Annotated in this window: 16 protein-coding genes and 2 pseudogenes; 4 read left to right on the forward strand and 14 right to left on the reverse strand. The window is 72.7% G+C overall.

Annotation, left to right across the window (positions count from 1 at the left end; all coding sequences use genetic code 11):
• Positions 1-117: 117 nt before the first annotated feature.
• The 3 genes from ACWGKT_RS35710 to ACWGKT_RS35720 all read right to left on the reverse strand — a co-directional run bounded on the left by ACWGKT_RS35710 (position 118) and on the right by ACWGKT_RS35720 (position 3,224).
• Entirely contained in the window at positions 118-1,275 is a 1,158-nt protein-coding gene (locus ACWGKT_RS35710) for an ROK family transcriptional regulator (RefSeq protein ID WP_356147366.1), read from the reverse strand.
• 111 nt (positions 1,276-1,386) lie between these two features.
• Complete coding sequence (locus ACWGKT_RS35715) at positions 1,387-2,055, reverse strand: response regulator (protein WP_453276917.1); 669 nt, start codon at positions 2,053-2,055, stop codon at positions 1,387-1,389.
• A 14-nt stretch (positions 2,056-2,069) separates the two neighbouring features.
• Entirely contained in the window at positions 2,070-3,224 is a 1,155-nt protein-coding gene (locus ACWGKT_RS35720; protein WP_453276918.1) for a sensor histidine kinase, read from the reverse strand.
• Between the two features lie 107 nt (positions 3,225-3,331).
• On the opposite strand from ACWGKT_RS35720, the gene ACWGKT_RS35725 reads away from it, so the two are divergent.
• The 3 genes from ACWGKT_RS35725 to ACWGKT_RS35735 are packed head-to-tail and all read left to right on the forward strand — an operon-like array spanning position 3,332 to position 5,450.
• Positions 3,332-4,252 (forward strand): ATP-binding cassette domain-containing protein, encoded by a 921-nt coding sequence (locus tag ACWGKT_RS35725; RefSeq protein WP_356147374.1) that lies wholly within the window; start codon positions 3,332-3,334, stop codon positions 4,250-4,252.
• A gap of 2 nt (positions 4,253-4,254) precedes the next feature.
• The gene (locus tag ACWGKT_RS35730; protein ID WP_453276919.1) at positions 4,255-4,965 is read left to right on the forward strand and encodes an ABC transporter permease; all 711 of its coding nucleotides are present in this window, start codon (positions 4,255-4,257) and stop codon (positions 4,963-4,965) included.
• Positions 4,966-5,006: 41 nt separating this feature from the next.
• Positions 5,007-5,450: a hypothetical protein gene (locus ACWGKT_RS35735; protein WP_356147379.1), complete on the forward strand. Its 444-nt coding sequence runs from the start codon at positions 5,007-5,009 to the stop codon at positions 5,448-5,450.
• Here the strand turns inward: ACWGKT_RS35735 and mug are convergent.
• The 11 genes and pseudogenes from mug to ACWGKT_RS35790 form a co-directional block, all read right to left on the reverse strand.
• Entirely contained in the window at positions 5,411-5,998 is a 588-nt protein-coding gene (mug, locus tag ACWGKT_RS35740) for a G/U mismatch-specific DNA glycosylase (RefSeq protein ID WP_356147608.1), read from the reverse strand. The genes ACWGKT_RS35735 and mug overlap by 40 nt on opposite strands.
• Positions 5,995-7,437, reverse strand: a complete 1,443-nt coding sequence (gene purB, locus ACWGKT_RS35745; RefSeq protein WP_453276920.1) for an adenylosuccinate lyase — start codon at positions 7,435-7,437, stop codon at positions 5,995-5,997. Before purB ends, mug begins: the two co-directional genes overlap by 4 nt.
• 59 nt (positions 7,438-7,496) lie before the next feature.
• Complete coding sequence (locus ACWGKT_RS35750) at positions 7,497-7,853, reverse strand: DUF4326 domain-containing protein (RefSeq protein ID WP_453276921.1); 357 nt, start codon at positions 7,851-7,853, stop codon at positions 7,497-7,499.
• Positions 7,854-7,863: 10 nt separating this feature from the next.
• Positions 7,864-8,646, reverse strand: coding sequence for an SGNH/GDSL hydrolase family protein (locus ACWGKT_RS35755; RefSeq protein WP_356147454.1), 783 nt, complete (start codon positions 8,644-8,646; stop codon positions 7,864-7,866).
• Positions 8,647-8,760: 114 nt separating this feature from the next.
• Positions 8,761-9,774, reverse strand: coding sequence for a hemolysin family protein (locus tag ACWGKT_RS35760; protein ID WP_453276922.1), 1,014 nt, complete (start codon positions 9,772-9,774; stop codon positions 8,761-8,763).
• The gene (locus ACWGKT_RS35765) at positions 9,771-11,117 is read right to left on the reverse strand and encodes a hemolysin family protein (protein WP_356147460.1); all 1,347 of its coding nucleotides are present in this window, start codon (positions 11,115-11,117) and stop codon (positions 9,771-9,773) included. Before ACWGKT_RS35765 ends, ACWGKT_RS35760 begins: the two co-directional genes overlap by 4 nt.
• A 162-nt stretch (positions 11,118-11,279) precedes the next feature.
• The gene (locus ACWGKT_RS35770) at positions 11,280-11,744 is read right to left on the reverse strand and encodes a GNAT family N-acetyltransferase (protein WP_453276923.1); all 465 of its coding nucleotides are present in this window, start codon (positions 11,742-11,744) and stop codon (positions 11,280-11,282) included.
• 197 nt (positions 11,745-11,941) lie between these two features.
• Positions 11,942-14,509, reverse strand: coding sequence for an ABC transporter permease (locus ACWGKT_RS35775; protein WP_453276924.1), 2,568 nt, complete (start codon positions 14,507-14,509; stop codon positions 11,942-11,944).
• A 4-nt stretch (positions 14,510-14,513) separates the two neighbouring features.
• Positions 14,514-15,326 (reverse strand): ABC transporter ATP-binding protein, encoded by an 813-nt coding sequence (locus tag ACWGKT_RS35780; protein WP_356147469.1) that lies wholly within the window; start codon positions 15,324-15,326, stop codon positions 14,514-14,516.
• Positions 15,327-15,521: 195 nt separating this feature from the next.
• Positions 15,522-16,232 (reverse strand): class I SAM-dependent methyltransferase, encoded by a 711-nt coding sequence (locus ACWGKT_RS35785; protein WP_356147472.1) that lies wholly within the window; start codon positions 16,230-16,232, stop codon positions 15,522-15,524.
• 87 nt (positions 16,233-16,319) lie between these two features.
• Positions 16,320-16,628, reverse strand: a pseudogene (locus ACWGKT_RS35790) (lipase); the annotation flags it as partial.
• Between the two features lie 4 nt (positions 16,629-16,632).
• On the opposite strand from ACWGKT_RS35790, the pseudogene ACWGKT_RS35795 reads away from it, so the two are divergent.
• Positions 16,633-16,818: pseudogene (locus ACWGKT_RS35795) on the forward strand (helix-turn-helix domain-containing protein); the annotation flags it as partial.
• Positions 16,819-16,837 lie beyond the last annotated feature (19 nt).

Genomic DNA, 16,837 nt, shown 5'->3' on the forward strand with positions numbered 1-16,837 from the left:
CGACTGCCGACTGCCGACTGCCGACTGCCGACTGCCGACTGCCGACTGCCGACTGCCGACTGCCGACTGCCGACTGCCGACTGCCGACTGCCGACCGCCTTTCGCGTGGCGTCGGCGTCAGCGGCGGGCCGTCACCGTGCCCTCCACGGCGAACAGTTGCTCCTCCACATGGTCGAGCGCGAGCCGCAGGGCGCCCGTGGCCACGGCCGCCTCGCCGAGCAGGGAGAGGGCGACCTTCGGCGGGCGCAGGCAGTAGCGGGCGAGTTCGTTGCGCAGGGGTTCCAGGACGCCGTCCAGCCCGGCCGCCCAGCCGCCGACGACGACCAGCTCCGGGTCGAGGGCCAGCACCAGGGCCGCCACGTCGTGGACCAGGCGCTGGATGAACCGCTCGACGGCGGCGCGGGCCCGCTGGTCGCCCTCGCGCGCGAGCGCGAACACCTCCGCGACCGCCTGTTCGTCCAGCGGGTGCAGCGGCTCGTCCGTGGTGGACAGCAGCGTCTCCGGAGTCACCTCCCGGCCCAGCAGATGGAGCGCGCCGATCTCCCCGGCCGCCCCGCCGTACCCCCGGTGCAGCCGTCCGCCGATCAGCGAACCGGCGCCCGGGCTCAGCCCCGCCAGTACGAACACGATGTCGTCCGACTCGGTCGCCACGCCCTTCCAGTGTTCGGCGACGGCCGCGGCGTTGGCGTCGTTCTCGACCAGCACCGGGCACTTGAAGGAGCGGCTGAGCCGTTCCCCGAGCCTGAGGCCCGTCCACTGGGGGAGCGCGGTGCCCAGCCGCACGGTGCCGTCGGCCTCGACGATCCCCGGCGTACCGACGCCCACCGCGCGCAGCGAGCCGCGCGCGACCCCGGCCCGGCGCAGCAGTTCGGCGACCGCGGTGCGCAGCCGTTCGAGACGCTCGTCCGCGTCGGCGGTCTCGTCGACGTCCTTGGCCTGCGCGCCCAGGACCCGTCCGTCCAGGTCCGAGAGCAGCGCGGCCACGCGGTGTGCGCCGATCTCCAGGCCCAGCAGATGGCCGGCCTCGGCCCGGAACCGGAACCGCCGCGCGGGCCGCCCCTGACGCCGGGTCGCGCCCTCCTCGGCCGCCGTCTCGACGACCAGCCCGGCCTCGATGAGGCCCTCGACGACGCCCTCGACGGTCGGCCGGGACAGTCCGGTCACCCGGGTGATCTCGGTGAGCGTCGCGCAGTCCGTGGCACGCAGCGCGTGCAGCACCACCGCGGAATTGATCCTTCGCAGCAGCGAGGGATCCCCGCCGGTCAGCCGCCCCACCGTCCGTCCTCCCAGCTCGTGCGCGTGTTGGGCGGATCGTACTCGGCGTGACGTGCCCCGGCGAGTGCCGGGCGCCCGGGACCCGTCCGGCCTTCCGGATCGTTCCCGGGATCACCCGGGGGCGACGAAGCCCGACTGATACGCCGCGATCACCGCCTGCGTCCGGTCCCGCGCCCCGAGCTTCGCCAGGACGGCGCTGACGTGCGACTTCACCGTCTCCGTGCCGACGAACAGCTGGTCCGCGATCTCCGCGTTCGACAGCCCCCGGGCCATGAGCCGCAGCACTTCCGCTTCCCGCTCGGTCAGCCGCGCCCGCTCCAGCGCGGCGCGCGCCGCCCGGTTGCCGTCGCCCTCGCCCTCGCCGTACCGGGCGGCAAGTTGCCGTACCGAGGCGGGGAACAGCAGTGACTCGCCCTCGGCGACCAGCCGGACCGCGTGCACGACCTCCGCGGGCCGCGCCCGCTTCAGCAGGAACCCGTCGGCGCCCGCCCGCAGCGCCTCGTACACGTACTCGTCGTTCTCGAACGTGGTCACCACGAGGATCTTCGGCGGCTCGTCGACGGTGCGCAGCACCGCGCGCGTGGCCTCGATCCCGTCCAGCAGGGGCATCCGTACGTCCATGGCGACCACATCGGGCCGCAGCTGCCGGACCAGCGGGATCACGGCGGCTCCGTCGGCCGCCTCACCGACCACCTCGATGTCGGACTGGGCCTCCAGCACGGCCCGCAGACCGGCGCGGACCAGGGGTTCGTCGTCGACGAGGAGAACGGTGACCGGCATCCGGCCAGCGTAGATCAGGCGAGCGGCAACTCGGCGCGCACATGCCAGTCGTCCGCGTCCGGCCCGGTCCGCGCGCGGCCGCCGAGCAGGGCTGCGCGCTCACGTATGCCCCGCAGCCCGCTGCCCCGCCCCGGACCGGGCACGGGAGCCGTCAGCGGATTGCGCACCTCCAGGCCGAGCAGGCCGTCGCCGACCCTGACGCGGACGGTCACCGGCACGGGCCCCGCGTGCCGCAGCACATTGGTGAGCGCCTCCTGGAGGATGCGGTAACCCTCGCGGGAGACCGGGCCCGGCACCGTCTCCAGGGGGCCGGTCACCTCGGCGTCCACCGTGGCGCCGGAGGCCCGTGCCGACTCCAGCAGCCGGTCGGCGTCGGCCAGCGTCGGGCGGCCGCTCGCCGGGCGCTCCGACTCCCGCAGGACGCCGAGCACCCGCTCCAGGTCCTCCAGGGCGGCCCGCCCCGTCTCCTCGATGGCACCGAGGGCCCGGTCCGTGAACTCCGGGTTGCCCGCCGCCCGCGCCGCGCCCGCCTGCACGACCGCCACGGTCAGCGCGTGCCCGATGGAGTCGTGCAGTTCACGGGCGATACGGGTGCGTTCCAGGAGTTGCTCGGTGCGCTCCTCAAGGGCGGCCATCCGCTCGGCGGCGGACGGGCCGAGCAGTCCCCGCGCGAGGGCGGTGACCAACGCGCCGAGACCGACCACGACTGCGTAGTACGCCACCAGTGGCAGCGGGATCAGCAGGGCGTACGCCCAGTGCGGCTCGGTCCGCCCGACCAGCGGAACGTCGGCCGAGGCGTGGCCCGCGGCGAGCCGGGCCAGTTCGTACACCAGCCCCGGCAGCCACACCGTGGCGAACACGGCGGCCGCCCCCAGGACCATCCGTGCCTCCAGCCACACCACTGTGCGCAGCCGGTCCCGCCAAGAGGCCGACGGGGTCACGGAGATGCCCGGCTCCTCCTCGCCCGGTGTGAGCAGGAGCCGCGCCTGAACCCCCTCGCCCATGCGCACGGCGGGCACGAGGCCGGCCGGGACCAGCACGAGCGCGGGCACCCACGGAGTCGACATGTCGATGAACATCCACATGCTGACGACGAGCATCGGCACCCACAGGTGCAGCAGGCGCGTGTACGTCGTCCCCCGCAGCAGCGGGCGCAGGAAGCGGACCATTCGGCCATCGTCGCAGGTCCCACCGACAACCGGCCTCCCCCGGGCGGGGGAGGAGATCTCCTCCCGCGGGGGAGGAGCCAACGCCCCCGGGACGCCAGGGTGTTGCCATGACCAGCATCGACGTACGCGACCTCACCAAGGAGTACGGCGGCCGACGCGCCGTGGACCGGCTCACCTTCCGGGTCCGCCCCGGCCGGGTCACCGGCTTCCTCGGCCCCAACGGCGCCGGGAAGTCCACGACCCTCCGGCTCGCCCTCGGACTCGACCGGCCGACCTCCGGGACCGCCACGATCGGCGGCCGCCCCTACACAGCGCTCCGAGAACCCCTGCGCCACGTGGGCGCCTTGCTCGACGCCCAGGCGGCGCACGGCTCCCGCACCGGACGCGACCACCTGCGCGCCCTGGCCGCGAGCAACCGCATCCCGCGCGAACGGGTCGAGGCGGTACTGGAGGAGACCGGGCTCGCCCCGGCCGCGCGGCGGCGGGTGCGGACGTACTCCCTGGGCATGCGCCAGCGGCTCGGCATCGCCGCCGCCCTGCTCGGCGACCCCGCCGTGGTCGTGCTCGACGAGCCCTCCAACGGCCTCGACCCCGAAGGCATCGTCTGGATCCGCCGGTTGCTCCGCAGGCTGGCCACGGAAGGGCGCACCGTCCTGGTCTCCAGCCATCTCATGAACGAGACCGCGTCCTTCGCCGACCACCTGGTCGTCCTCGGACGCGGACGCCTGCTCGCCGACACCCCGATCCGGGACTTCATCCACGCGCGTGTACGGCCCGGTGTGCGGATCCGCACGACCGACGGCACCGCCCTCACCGCCCTGCTCGCCCGCCACGGATACGACGCCGTCCCGACCGAGGACCGGGGGTGGACGGTGCCGGACGCGCGCGTGGAGGACATCGGCCGCCTCATGTCCGAGGCGGGTGTGCCCGTACTCGAACTCGCCGCGGAGGAGGCCACCTTGGAACAGGCCTACCTCGATCTGACGTCCGCCGAGGCCGAGTTCGCCGCACAGCCCCAGGAGGCCTGACCATGTCCTTCACGCCCCTCCTCCGGTCCGAGTGGATCAAGATCCGCACACTGCGGTCGCTCGTCGGCAGTCTCGGCGCGGTCCTGCTCGCCACCGTCGCCTTCTCCGCGCTCGGCGCGGCCGGCACCGACGGCACCGACCCCCTGTTCTCCGCGTTCTTCGGCGTCAGCTTCGGGCAGATCGCGGCCATCGCGTTCGGGGCGACGGCCGTCTCGTCCGAGTTCCACGGCGGCGCCCTGCGCCTGACGCTGTCCGCGGTCCCCGACCGGCGCCGGTGGTTCGCGGCCAAGGCCACGGCGATCGGCGTGCCGGTGCTCGCCGTCGGCCTGCTCACCGGCCCGGTGACCCTCGCCGTGGCCAGAGGCGTGTCCGGCGCGACGGCGCCGACCTGGGCCGAGGGGCTGCGCGGCACGCTCGGCTGCGCCCTCTACCTGACCCTGATGGCCTTGTTCGCGGCGGGAGTCGCGGCTGTCCTGCGCAGCGGTGTGGCGACGCTGAGCACGCTGATCCCCTTCCTGCTGATCGTGTCGTTCGTCATCGGCGACATGTCCGGCGGCGTCGCCGACTTCCTGCCCGACCGGGCGGGCCAAGTGGCGCTGCACAGCTCCTGGGACGGCACCCTGGGCCCATGGACCGGGCTTGCCGTGACCGCGCTGTGGGCGGCGGCCGCGCTGCTCGCGGGAGCCTGGAGCGTGCGGCGACGGGATGCTTGACGCCCCGCCAAATGTCAGTGGCGCCCGCTTTACTGGATCACATGGACATCGCGAAGTGCCTGACCCTCATCGACCTGCTGTGCGCCCGGGAGTTCCCCGCGGCGCACGGCAGGACGGAGCACGGCGAGAGCGGGCCCGGATACCACATAGCCGAATTACACACGAGCGCCGAGTTCTGGGAGGACGACGGCACGGAACGCGAGGAGACGGCAGCGCAGTACGAGATCGACCGGGACGGCCTCGGCGAGCGGTTCACGGACCGCTGGGGGCCGGCGGAGGCCATCAGCCTCCACAGCGTCCACGTGCGGACCATGGACGGGGAGGACATCGAGCAGCCGTGGGCCGGCCTGTCCGGGCACGTGCCGGACGTCCAGCTGTGGCGGGTGCCCGAATCGGGCCGGTGGGTCGCCCTCGGGGTCTCCCAGTGGGGCAAGGAGCTGCCCTTTCAACTCCTCGGGATCGTCACGGAGACCGACCCGCCGTGACCGTCCTCGCCCGCCGCCTCGCGCAGCCGGGCGTACTCCTCGGCCATCGTCGCCGCCGTCCAGTGGGCGTTCAGTCCGCTGGGATTGGGCAGCACCCACACGCGCGTGTCCCCGATCGTCCCCTCCTGCGGCCCCACCCGGGCCTTGCGGTCCCCGAACGCGGCCCGGTACGCGGTCACCCCGACCACCGCGAGCCAGCGCGGCCGCAGCCGCGTCACCTTCGCCGTCAGCTGCCGCCCGCCGTCGACGTACTCCTGCGCGGACAGCTCGTCGGCCCGCGCCGTCGCCCGCGCCACGACGTTCGTGATGCCGAGGCCGTACGACAGCAGCTCCCGCTGCTCGGCCGGCTTCATGAGCCTCGGCGTGAACCCGGACAGATGGAGCACCGGCCAGAAACGGTTGCCGGGACGGGCGAAGTGGTGGCCCGTCGCCGCCGTCATCAGGCCGGGATTGATCCCGCAGAACAGGACGTGGAGGCCGTCCGCGACCACGTCCGGTACCAGACGATCGCGGGCGGCCTCCAGTTCCGCCTGGGTGAAGCGGGTCAGAGGATCGCCCCCGGGGTGTACCCGGCAGCCTCCGGGCGCTGCTTGGCGATCTCCTCGATACGACCGACGACGACAGCGACCTGGTCGGCGGCCGCGCCGGTGAAGGACAGCTTGTCGGCCATCAGCTCGCCCAGCGCCGCCCGGTCGAGCGGCAGCCGCTCGTCGGCGGCGAGCTTGTCGAGCAGGTCGTTGCGCTCGGCGCCCTGCTCCCGCATCGCGAGCGCGGTGGCGACCGCGTTCTCCTTGATCGCCTCGTGCGCAACCTCGCGGCCGACGCCCGCGCGCACCGCGCCCATCAGCACCTTGGTGGTGGCGAGGAACGGCAGGTAGCGGTCCAGCTCCCGGGCGACGACCGCCGGGAAGGCGCCGAACTCGTCGAGCACGGTCAGGAAGGTCTCCAGCAGACCGTCCAGGGCGAAGAAGGCGTCCGGCAGCGCGACCCGGCGCACCACCGAGCAGGACACGTCGCCCTCGTTCCACTGGTCGCCCGCGAGCTCCCCGGTCATCGACGCGTAGCCGCGCAGGATGACCATGAGGCCGTTGACGCGCTCGCAGGAGCGGGTGTTCATCTTGTGCGGCATGGCGGACGAGCCGACCTGGCCCGGCTTGAAGCCCTCGGTCACCAGCTCGTGCCCGGCCATCAGACGGATCGTCTTGGCCAGCGAGGACGGCCCGGCGGCCAGCTGCACCAGCGCGGTGACGACCTCGTAGTCCAGCGAGCGCGGGTAGACCTGGCCGACGGAGGTGAAGGCCTGGGAGAAGCCCAGGTGCCGGGCGATCCGGTCCTCCAGCTCGGCCAGCTTGGCGGCGTCCCCGCCCAGCAGGTCCAGCATGTCCTGCGCCGTGCCGACCGGACCCTTGATGCCGCGCAGCGGGTAGCGGCCGAGCAGTTCCTCGACCCGGCCGTAGGCCACGAGCAGCTCGTCGGCGGCGGTCGCGAAGCGCTTGCCGAGGGTGGTGGCCTGGGCGGCGACGTTGTGCGAGCGGCCGGCCATGACCAGCTCGGCGTACTCGCCGGCCAGCTTGCCCAGGCGCGCGAGCACGGCCACCGTACGGTCGCGCATCAGCTCCAGCGAGAGCCGGATCTGCAGCTGCTCGACGTTCTCGGTCAGGTCCCGGGACGTCATGCCCTTGTGCACGTGCTCGTGCCCGGCGAGGTCGTTGAACTCCTCGATCCGCGCCTTCACGTCGTGCCGGGTGACCTTCTCGCGCTCGGCGATCGAGGCCAGGTCGACCTGGTCGAGGACACGCTCGTAGTCGGCGATCGCCGCGTCCGGCACCTCGATCCCGAGGTCCTTCTGGGCCCGCAGCACGGCGAGCCAGAGCTGCCGCTCCAGCTTCACCTTCTGCTCGGGCGACCAGAGCGTGGCGAGCTCGGCGGAGGCGTAGCGTCCGGCGAGGACGTTCGGAATACGGGGCTTGGCGGGCGCAGAAGTCACGTGTACGGATTCTACTGGCGATTCGTGCAGGCCAGCGCCACAGGCTCAGTCGGTGGAACCTACGAGACCGGGGTCACGTCGTCCGTGTCGGCCAGTTCCGCCAGTACGTCGGCGTGGCAGAGTGCCGGCGCGCACCAGCAGGCCAGGGTCTTTCCGCGCAGGTCCGACACCAGGTCCAGGAACTCGGGGTGTTCCAGGAGGTACGCCCGGTACATCGCCATGACCTCGGCCCGGGTGCCGTGCCGCTTCTTCTTCGGGGTGTCGTAGGCGAAGGGGTTGTACAGGGGGTGGCGAGGCAGGTCCCAGCCGCCCATGGTCCAGCGGCGGCCGACGTAGACCACGTCCGCGGGGGCGTGCTCCAACCGGGGGCCGAACTCGTGGATCCGGCCCCGGACGTTGATCACCCGGGTGGTCATGGGAGCGACGCTACGCCGCCGGGCCCTCGTACGGCAGCAGCTCGGGCCGCTTCGCCGGGAGGCCGTCCCCGGACGAGCGGCCGGTCAGCCGCCGGCCGATCCACGGCAGCAGGTGCTCCCGGGCGAACCGCACATCTGCGGAGCGCCGGGTGGCCCACCCCGGCCGCGGGGTGGCGGGCATCGGTGTGCGCCACTCGGTGTCCTCGGGTGCGTAGCCGAGCGTCTGCCAGACGGCCTCCGCGACCCGCCGGTGCCCCTCGCCCGTCAGGTGCAGGCGGTCCACGTCCCACAGCCGGGGGTCGGACAGCGAGGGCGCCCCGTACAGGTCGACGACCAGTGCGCCGTGCCGCTGGGCGAGGTCCTCGACGTGGGTGAACAGCTCCTCCATGCGGGGGCGGAAGCGCTCCAGGACCGGGCCCTGGCGGCCCGGGCTACGCATCAGCACCAGCTGCCGGCACGACGGGGCGAGGCGCTCCACCGCCTCCGTCAGCAGCCCGCGGACCTGGCCCATGTCGCACTTGGGTCGCAGCGTGTCGTTGAGCCCTCCGACCAGCGTGATCACGTCCGCGTTCATCGCAGCCGCCACCTCGACCTGCTCGTCGACGATCTGCCCGATCAGCTTGCCGCGCACGGCCAGGTTGGCGTACCGGAAGCCGGGGGTGGTGGCGGCCATCCGCGCGGCGAGGAGGTCGGCCCAGCCCCGGTAGGAGCCGTCCGGCAGCAGGTCCGACATGCCCTCGGTGAAGGAGTCGCCGACCGCGACCAGGCTGGAGTGTGTGGGAATCGTCTGCATGGCGACAGCGATGGTATCCGAGCTCCATACCCGCCGGTCGGTCGGCCCGGTGTCCGCCGGTGGACCGGCCTGCGCGGCCTCCGCGGGCTCGGCTGCCCCCGGCCCGCCGCGGGCTCACGCGTGCTGGCCGAACAGCTCCCGCAGTACGTCCTCCATCGTCACCAGCCCGGCCAGTCGCCCGTCCGCGCCGAGCACGGCCGCCAGATGCGTACGGCTGCCGCGCATCGCGGTCAGCACGTCGTCCAGCGGTGTGCTCTCCCGCACACGCGCGATGGGTCGCATGTCCCGCAGCCGGAACGGCTCCTCGCGCGGGGAGGCGTCCAGCGCGTCCTTCACATGCAGGTAGCCGACGATCCGCCGGCCCTCGTCCACCACCGGGAAACGGGAGAAGCCCGAATGGGCCGACAGCCGCTCCAACTGCTCCGGGGTCACGCCCACGCTCGCGTACTCCACCTTCTCCAGCGGGACCACGACGTCCTGCACCGGACGCCGGCCGAGCTCCAGCGCGTCGTGCAGCCGCTCCCGGGCCCGCTCGTCGATCAGGCCCGCCTCGCCGGCGTCCTTGACGATCTCCGCCAGCTCCGCGTCGGAGAAGGTCGCGGCGACCTCGTCCTTCGCCTCCACCCGCAGCAGCTTCAGCAGCGCGTTGGCGAAGGTGTTGATCGTGAAGATCACCGGGCGCAGCGCCCGGGACAGCGCGACCAGGGGCGGGCCGAGCACCAGGGCACTGCGCACCGGTTCGGCGAGGGCGATGTTCTTGGGCACCATCTCGCCGAGCAGCATGTGCAGATAGGTGGCCAGGGTCAGCGCGATCACGAAGGAGACGGCGTGGCCCGCGTCCTTGGGCACGCCCACCGCGTGGAACACCGGTTCCAGCAGGTGCTCGATCGCCGGTTCGGCGACGACACCCAGCACCAGCGTGCACAGCGTGATGCCGAGCTGGGCGGCCGCCAGCAGCGCGGACACGTGCTCCAGCCCCCACAGCACGCTCTTCGCGCGCCGGTCGCCCTCCTCCGCGTGCGGCTCGATCTGGCTGCGGCGCACCGAGATCAGCGCGAACTCGGCGCCCACGAAGAAGGCGTTGACGACGAGCGACGCCAGACCGATCAGTATCTGGACCGTGGTCATCGTCCGACCTCCCCCTCACGGCCGATGGCGGCCTCGTCGTCCAGCGGCGCGTGCAGCAGCACCCGGGCCGCCCTGCGCCCCGACGCGTCCACCACGTCCAGCCGCCAGCCGGCGACCTCGACGCGGTCACCCGTCTCGGGTATCCGGCCCAGCAGCGTCGCGACGAGCCCGGCCAGCGTCTCGTACGGCCCGTCGGGGGCGCGCAGGCCCACGCGCGCGAGCTGGTCCGTGCGGGCGGCGCCGTCCGCCGAGAACAGCGCCCTGCCCGCCTCGTCGGCCCCGGCCGGGGCGAGGTCGGGCGTCTCGTGCGGGTCGTGCTCGTCCCGCACCTCGCCGACGACCTCCTCGACGATGTCCTCCAGCGTCGCGACACCCGCCGTACCGCCGTACTCGTCGATGATCACGGCCATCGTGCGTTTGCCGGAGAGCCGGTCGAGAAGCCGGTCCACGGTCAGCGACTCGGGGACCAGCAGGGGCTCGCGCATCACCTGGGCGACCGAACGGCGCGGCCGCTCCTCGGCCGGCAGGGCCAGCACGTCCTTGACGTGGGCGGTGCCGACGACCGAGTCGAGGCTGCCGCGGTAGACCGGGAACCGGGACAACCCGGTCGCCCGGGTCGCGTTCGCCACATCCTCACAGGTCGCCTGCGCGTCCAGGGCGACGACCTGGACGCGCGGTGTCATCACGTTCTCCGCGCTGAGATCGGCGAGGTTCAGGGTCCGTACGAACAGTTCGGCGGTGTCCGCCTCCAGGGCGCCCGCCCGGGCGGAGTGCCGGGCCAGCGCCGCCAGCTCCTGCGGTCCGCGCGCGGAGGCCAGCTCCTCGGCGGGTTCCACGCCGAAGCGGCGCACCACGCGGTTGGCCGTGTTGTTCAGGTGCTTGATGAAGGGGCGGAAGAGCGCGCTGAACAAGCGCTGCGCGTTGCCCACCGTCTTGGCCACGGCCAGCGGTGAGGAGATCGCCCAGTTCTTCGGCACGAGCTCGCCGACGACCATCAGGAACACCGTCGACAGGGCCGTACCCACGACCAGGGCGACGGACCGGGCCGCCGAGGCCGAGACGCCGAGCTCCTCCAGCGGTCCCGCCAGGAGCTCGGCGATGGACGGCTCGGCGAGCATGCCGACCACCAGGTTGGTGACCGTGATGCCGAGCTGCGCCCCGGAGAGCTGGAACGTCAGGTTCCGTACTGCCTTGAGGGCGCCCGCCGCGCCGCGTTCGCCGCGTCGCGCCGCCCGCTCCAGCTCGCCGCGCTCGACCGTGGTCAGCGAGAACTCGGCGGCGACGAAGCCGCCGCAGGCGAGCGCGAGCAGGACCGCCACCAGCAGGAGCAGCACTTCGGTCATCGGGTCACCTCCGTCCCATGATCGGGCAGGGCAGGGAGGAACGCGCGATGTCGTTGGCCGGGAGGCTCGCCCATGGGCGGACGCTCACACCTTTCATCAGAGGCTGGCAAGAAACCGAATGCCCTCCAATGGTAAAGGATCGGCAAAGCGAGCTGGAGGGGGTCAGTCGGTCAATGGCTTCACCCAGCGTCGCCAGCGCTCCTCGGGCGCGTACCCGGCCGCCCGCCAGGCCTGCTGCGCCGACTCGTTGCGGACCAGCACCATCGCGTCGCCGCGTCGCCCGCCGAGCCGTACGAACCGGTCCTCGGCGGCGGCCAGCAGCGCCGAGCCGATGCCCTGGCGCCGCCGCTCAGGATGCACCGCCAGCCGGTACAGATGGCAGCGCCAGCCGTCGAAGCCGGCGATCACCGTGCCGACCAGTTCGCCGTCCTTTCCCCAAGCTCTCGACTTCGCTCCACCAGGGGAGACCCCCAAGGCGAGGATGAGCGCCTCGGGGTCGCGGGCGATCAGCCGCTCCACGCCGTCGCGGTCGTCACTGATGCTGGTGCCCTCGGCGGCCACCTTCCAGAAGGCGAGCACGGCGTCGAGATCGTCGGGGCCGGCGGGACGTATGCGCAATGCGGTCATGCGGATGATCACAGCACGGGGCACGGCGCCCGACGCGGAATTCCGTCATGCGGACAGGCGCCACAGCGGCACCCGGGACTGCGCGGGGCGCGGCCGAGGATCACGTCGTACTCGAGTTCCTCGGCACGCCGAAACGGACCGGACGCGGCATGAACTCTCCTCACCGGCGGGCGACTTGAGTGCATGCCGCGACCGCGTCACTCGTGCGCGATGGCTGCCAGCACATTCATGCGCGAGGCACGCAACGCCGGCAGCAGCGCCGCCACGACGCCCACCACGGCCGAGCCCACCACGACCGCGACGATCGTGCTCCAGGGGATCGCCAGCGCCGACATGCCCTGCAGCGCCAGTACCTGCTGGGTGCACACGCCCCATACCAGGCCGAGCGCCAGCCCGAGGACCGCGCCGAACACCGCGATCACCACCGACTCCAGGCGGATCATCCGGCGCAGCTGCCGCCGGGCCAGGCCGATCGCCCGCAGCAGACCGATCTCGCGGGTCCGCTCCACCACCGACAGGGCGAGGGTGTTGACGACGCCGAGCACCGCGATGACGATCGCGAGCCCGAGCAGCGCGTACACCAGGTAGAGCAGCACCGCGATCTGGTCGTGGACCAGCTTCTTGTAGTCGGCCTGGTCGCGCACCTGCACCTGCGGGTAGGGGTCGAGGGTCTTCTCCAGCCGAGTGCGCAGCTGGTCGGCGGTGGTACCGGCCGTCTTGTTCACGTACAGCGAGGAGTCCTGGCCGCCGGGCACGTACTTCTCGACCGTGGCGATGCCGAAGAACAGCCCGCCCTGCATGCCGAATCCGTCACCGCCGCCCTGGTCGGTGAGCGCGGTCACCTTCATCTCGGCGCTGCGGCCGCCCTGGAACTCGACCGGGATCGTGCTGCCCAGGCGGACCTGGTGGTCCTTGGCGAAGTCCACGTCCATGCCGAGGGCGCCGTCGGCCAGCGCCGCCGCCGTGCCGCCGCCCGCGTAGGTGACATGGGCGACGTCGTCGAGACGCGCGTCGTACCCGGCTGCGGTGGTCTTGATCCGCTTGCCGTCCGGCAGGCGCACGGCCACCGGCGCGAACCGCTGCCGTACGACCAGGCCCACGCCGTCGGTGCCGCGCACCTTGTCCGTGATCTCCTGGGTGAACGGCTGGAAGTTGCTGTTCTGGATCACGTAGTCGGCGCCGAGCGTCTTGTCTATCTGCTGGTCGAACGACTTGGACATGGAGGCGCTGGCCACCGACATCCCGCCGACCAGGGCGAGTCCCACCATGAGCGCGGCCGCGGTGGCGCCGGTGCGGCGCGGGTTGCGCAGCGCGTTGCGCTGGCTCATCCGGCCGATCGAGCCGAACAGCGCGGGGAAGGCCCCGCCGAGGACTCGGATCACGGGCCGCACCAGCAGCGGTCCGGCGATCACGGTCGCGACGAGCGTGAGGACGACGCCGAGGCCCAGCAGGGAGGCCGCCGAGGCGGTCTTCGTCGCGGCCGCGCAGCCGGCGAGCGCGGCCGCGCCGGCCAACCCGACGACGGACCCGACGATCGCCCGCATCCGCAACGGCCGCCCCACACCGGCGATCTCGGCGTCCGCCAGTGCCGCCATCGGGGACACGGTCGCCGCGCGCCGGGCCGGCAGATAGGCGGCGACGAAGGTGACGCCGACACCGACGACGTACGCGGCGACGGGCGTCGGCCACCCGATGACCATCTCGGTGGCCTTGAGGTTCATGCCGAACGCGCTCATCAGCCGGATCAGCCCGAAGGCCAGTCCGATGCCGGCCGCCAGGCCCAGCGTGGAGCCGACCACGCCGAGCAGCACCGCCTCGGTGAGCACGGACCGCCGCACCTGCCGCCGGTCGGCGCCCAGTGCCCGCAGCAGCCCCAGTTCGCGGGTGCGCTGGGCGATCAGCATGGAGAAGGTGTTGACGATCAGGAAGATGCCGACGAGCACGGCGATCCCGGCGAAGCCGAGCATCACGTACTTGATGACGTCGAGGAATCCGCCGAGGTCGGCGGCGTCCGACTTGGCCTGCTCGTCGGCGGTCTTCAGGTCGTAGGCGCCGGTGCCGACGGCCGCGCCGACCCGGCTCTTGAGCGCGGCGTCGGTCACGCCCTTCGCCGCGTCCACCGAGATGCTGGTGGCCCTGTCGGCGGAGCCGAGCAGTTTCTCGGCGGCGACGGCGGGGTCGAGGAAGACGAGGGCGGCGCCCGGGTTGGTGGTCGTGAAGGTGGCGATGCCGACGACCTTCACCGGGAAGGTGCCCGGCTGCGCCTGGACGGTCAGCGTGTCGCCGATCCGTACGTGCTTCTTGTCGGCGGTGTCCGCGTCGAGCAGTGCCTCGCCCGCGCCGCGCGGGGCGTGACCGGAGGTCAGCTTCACGGGGCTGCGGTCGGTGACGTACCAGTCGGTGGCGATGGTCGGGGCGCCGGTGGTCGGGCCGACGGACTTGTTGTGGCTGTCGACCACCACGATGTTCTCGACGGACACGTCCGCGTGGGTCTCCACGACCCCGTCGACGTGGGCGACCTGCTGGGCGAGCGCGGCGGGCACGGTCTGCACGGCACCCGTCGGCACGGACGACTTGAGGTCGTCCTTCGGCTCCACCGTCACGTCGGCGGCGGTGGAGGCGAACAGCCGGTCGAAGGTACGGCTGACGGTGTCGGAGAAGATCAGGCTGCCCGCGACGAACGCCACGGACAGCAGGACGGCGAGCGCGGACAGCAGCAGCCGTCCCTTGTGGGCGAGGAAGCTCCTGAGCGTTGCCTTCAGCACCGGGTCAGACCTCCTCGGCGGCGCCGTCGCCGTCGGCCTGGGTCCGGGTGACGTCGAATCGCTTCATGCGTTCCAGCACGGCCTGGGCCGTCGGGCGCTCCATCCGGTCCACGATCCGTCCGTCGGCGAGGAAGAGCACCAGGTCGGAGTGGGCGGCGGCGCCCGGGTCGTGGGTCACCATGACCACGGTCTGCCCGAGTTCGTCCACGGCGTCCCGCAGGAACCCGAGGACTTCGAGCCCGGCCCGCGAGTCCAGGTTGCCGGTCGGCTCGTCGGCGAAGATCAGCTCGGGCCGGGAGGCCAGCGCCCGCGCGCAGGCCACGCGCTGCTGCTGCCCGCCCGAGAGCTGCGCCGGACGGTGCCCCAGCCGGCCGCGCAGACCGAGGGTGTCGATGACCTGGTCCAGCCACTTCTCATCGGGCTTCTTGCCCGCGATGTCCATGGGCAGGGTGATGTTCTCGGCCGCGTTCAGCGTCGGGATGAGGTTGAACGACTGGAACATGAACCCGATCCGGTCACGCCGCAGCCGGGTCAGCTCCCGCTCCTTCAGCCCGGTTATCTCGGTGTCACCGAGCCACACCTGACCGGCCGAGACCGTGTCGAGTCCGGCCAGACAGTGCATCAGCGTGGACTTCCCGGAACCGGAGGGCCCCATGACGGCCGTGAAGCGGCCGCGCGCGATCTGCACGTCCACCGCGTCGAGGGCGAGCACCGCGGTCTCGCCCGAGCCGTAGGCCTTCGTCAGCCCGCGGGCGCGGGCCGCGATCCCGTCGGCCGGCACCTCGTCCGGCGGATGCTCCGCAACAGGTGTGGACAAGGCGGCCTCCTCGCGCACCTCGACGTCAGGACTCCCGTGTCCCGGCCGAGCCTAGTGTGACGAGGCGCACAGCCGGTATCCCCCCTGTGGCCGAGACTGTCTCTCCACCCCAGGGGCGGGTCCCCGATGCCGGTGTAAGGGGCACATTCCACCCTGGGGTGGAGGCGCGGCGCGCGTGCCGGTGGGCCCCGACGATCAGGTCTCCGTGTCGTCGGGGTCGCCGGGCCCGGAAGCGGGCCGCCAGGCCGTGCCCAGCACGCAGTACGAGGTGGGCAGCCGCGGCCCCTTCTCCGGCATCAGCACCTGCCGGTACGGGCCGAGTTCGAACCCGGCGTCCCGCAACGCCGCGACCGGCTCCCGAGCGAGGTGGCAGCCGCCGTTGAGCGGGGGCCACAGCGTCCGGTCCAGGGCGCGCTGGGTGAGGGTCATCGCCGGGCCGCCGCCCCGGCCGTGCTCGAAGAAGCGCAGCTCGCCGCCGGGCCGCAGGACGCGCCGCACCTCCCCGAGGGCGCGCGGCAGATCACGGACGCTGCACAGCACGAGGGACAGCACGGCCGCGTCGAAGGCCTCGCTCTTGACCGGCAGCGCCTCCGCGGCGCCCGGTGCCACGTCCACCGGCACCTCGCTGCGCAGCGCGGCCTCCACCGCCAACTGCCGCAGTCGGCGCTCCGGTTCGATCGCGACGACCTCCGAGACGGCGCCGGGGTAGTGGCCGAAGTTCAGCCCGTTGCCCGCGCCGATCTCGATCACCCGGCCGGACAGCCCTGCGAGCAGCCGGTCGCGCACCCCGGCCATGCCGAGCCGGGTCTCGGCGCCCACGCTGACGCGGGCGTAGTAGCGGGCGAACAGCGGGTGGTGGACGGGATCCCGCACCACCTTGCCGGAGCCGGCGGGGCGCATCCGCATGGCAACCTCCCCAACAGGACGGTCGGGACGGTACTGGGGGACAAGGGCATTGTCCCCCGCGCGGGCCCGTCACACCCCCGCTGACGCTCACGCGATGAAGTCGCGCACCTGTTCGTACACGCCGTGGTCGTTGTTCATGTCGGTGTGCGAGATGCAGCCGACCCCGACATTGATCGCTCCGCTGAGCAGCGCCGAGCTGTCCGGGTTGATCGCGTCGTCGCAGTGCGACCAGTAGCTCGCGTACGACACGCTGCCCGGCGTCTCGTCACCGGAGTTCAGCGCCGTCAGCAAGGAACTGCCCGTCCGCATCTCCTTGCAGGAGGGGTACAGCCACCCGCACAGGGAGGCGGGGGAGATGCCGTGGTTCACCCCGGCGACGGACACGAAGTCGTCCACGCTGCTCACCGCGCAGCAGCTGATGGTCGCCCGCATGGCCGCCGAGGGCGCCACCAACCGCGAGATAGCCGACCGGCTCGCGCTCAGCCGCCGCACGATCGACCACCATCTGCGCGGTGTCTTCGCCCGGCTGGGCATCCGCTCCCGGATCGAACTGGTGCGGCTGCTGTCGGACCCTGACGAAACCTGACGGACGCCGACACCCTTTG

The organism is Streptomyces sp. NPDC054794, assembly GCF_053611585.1.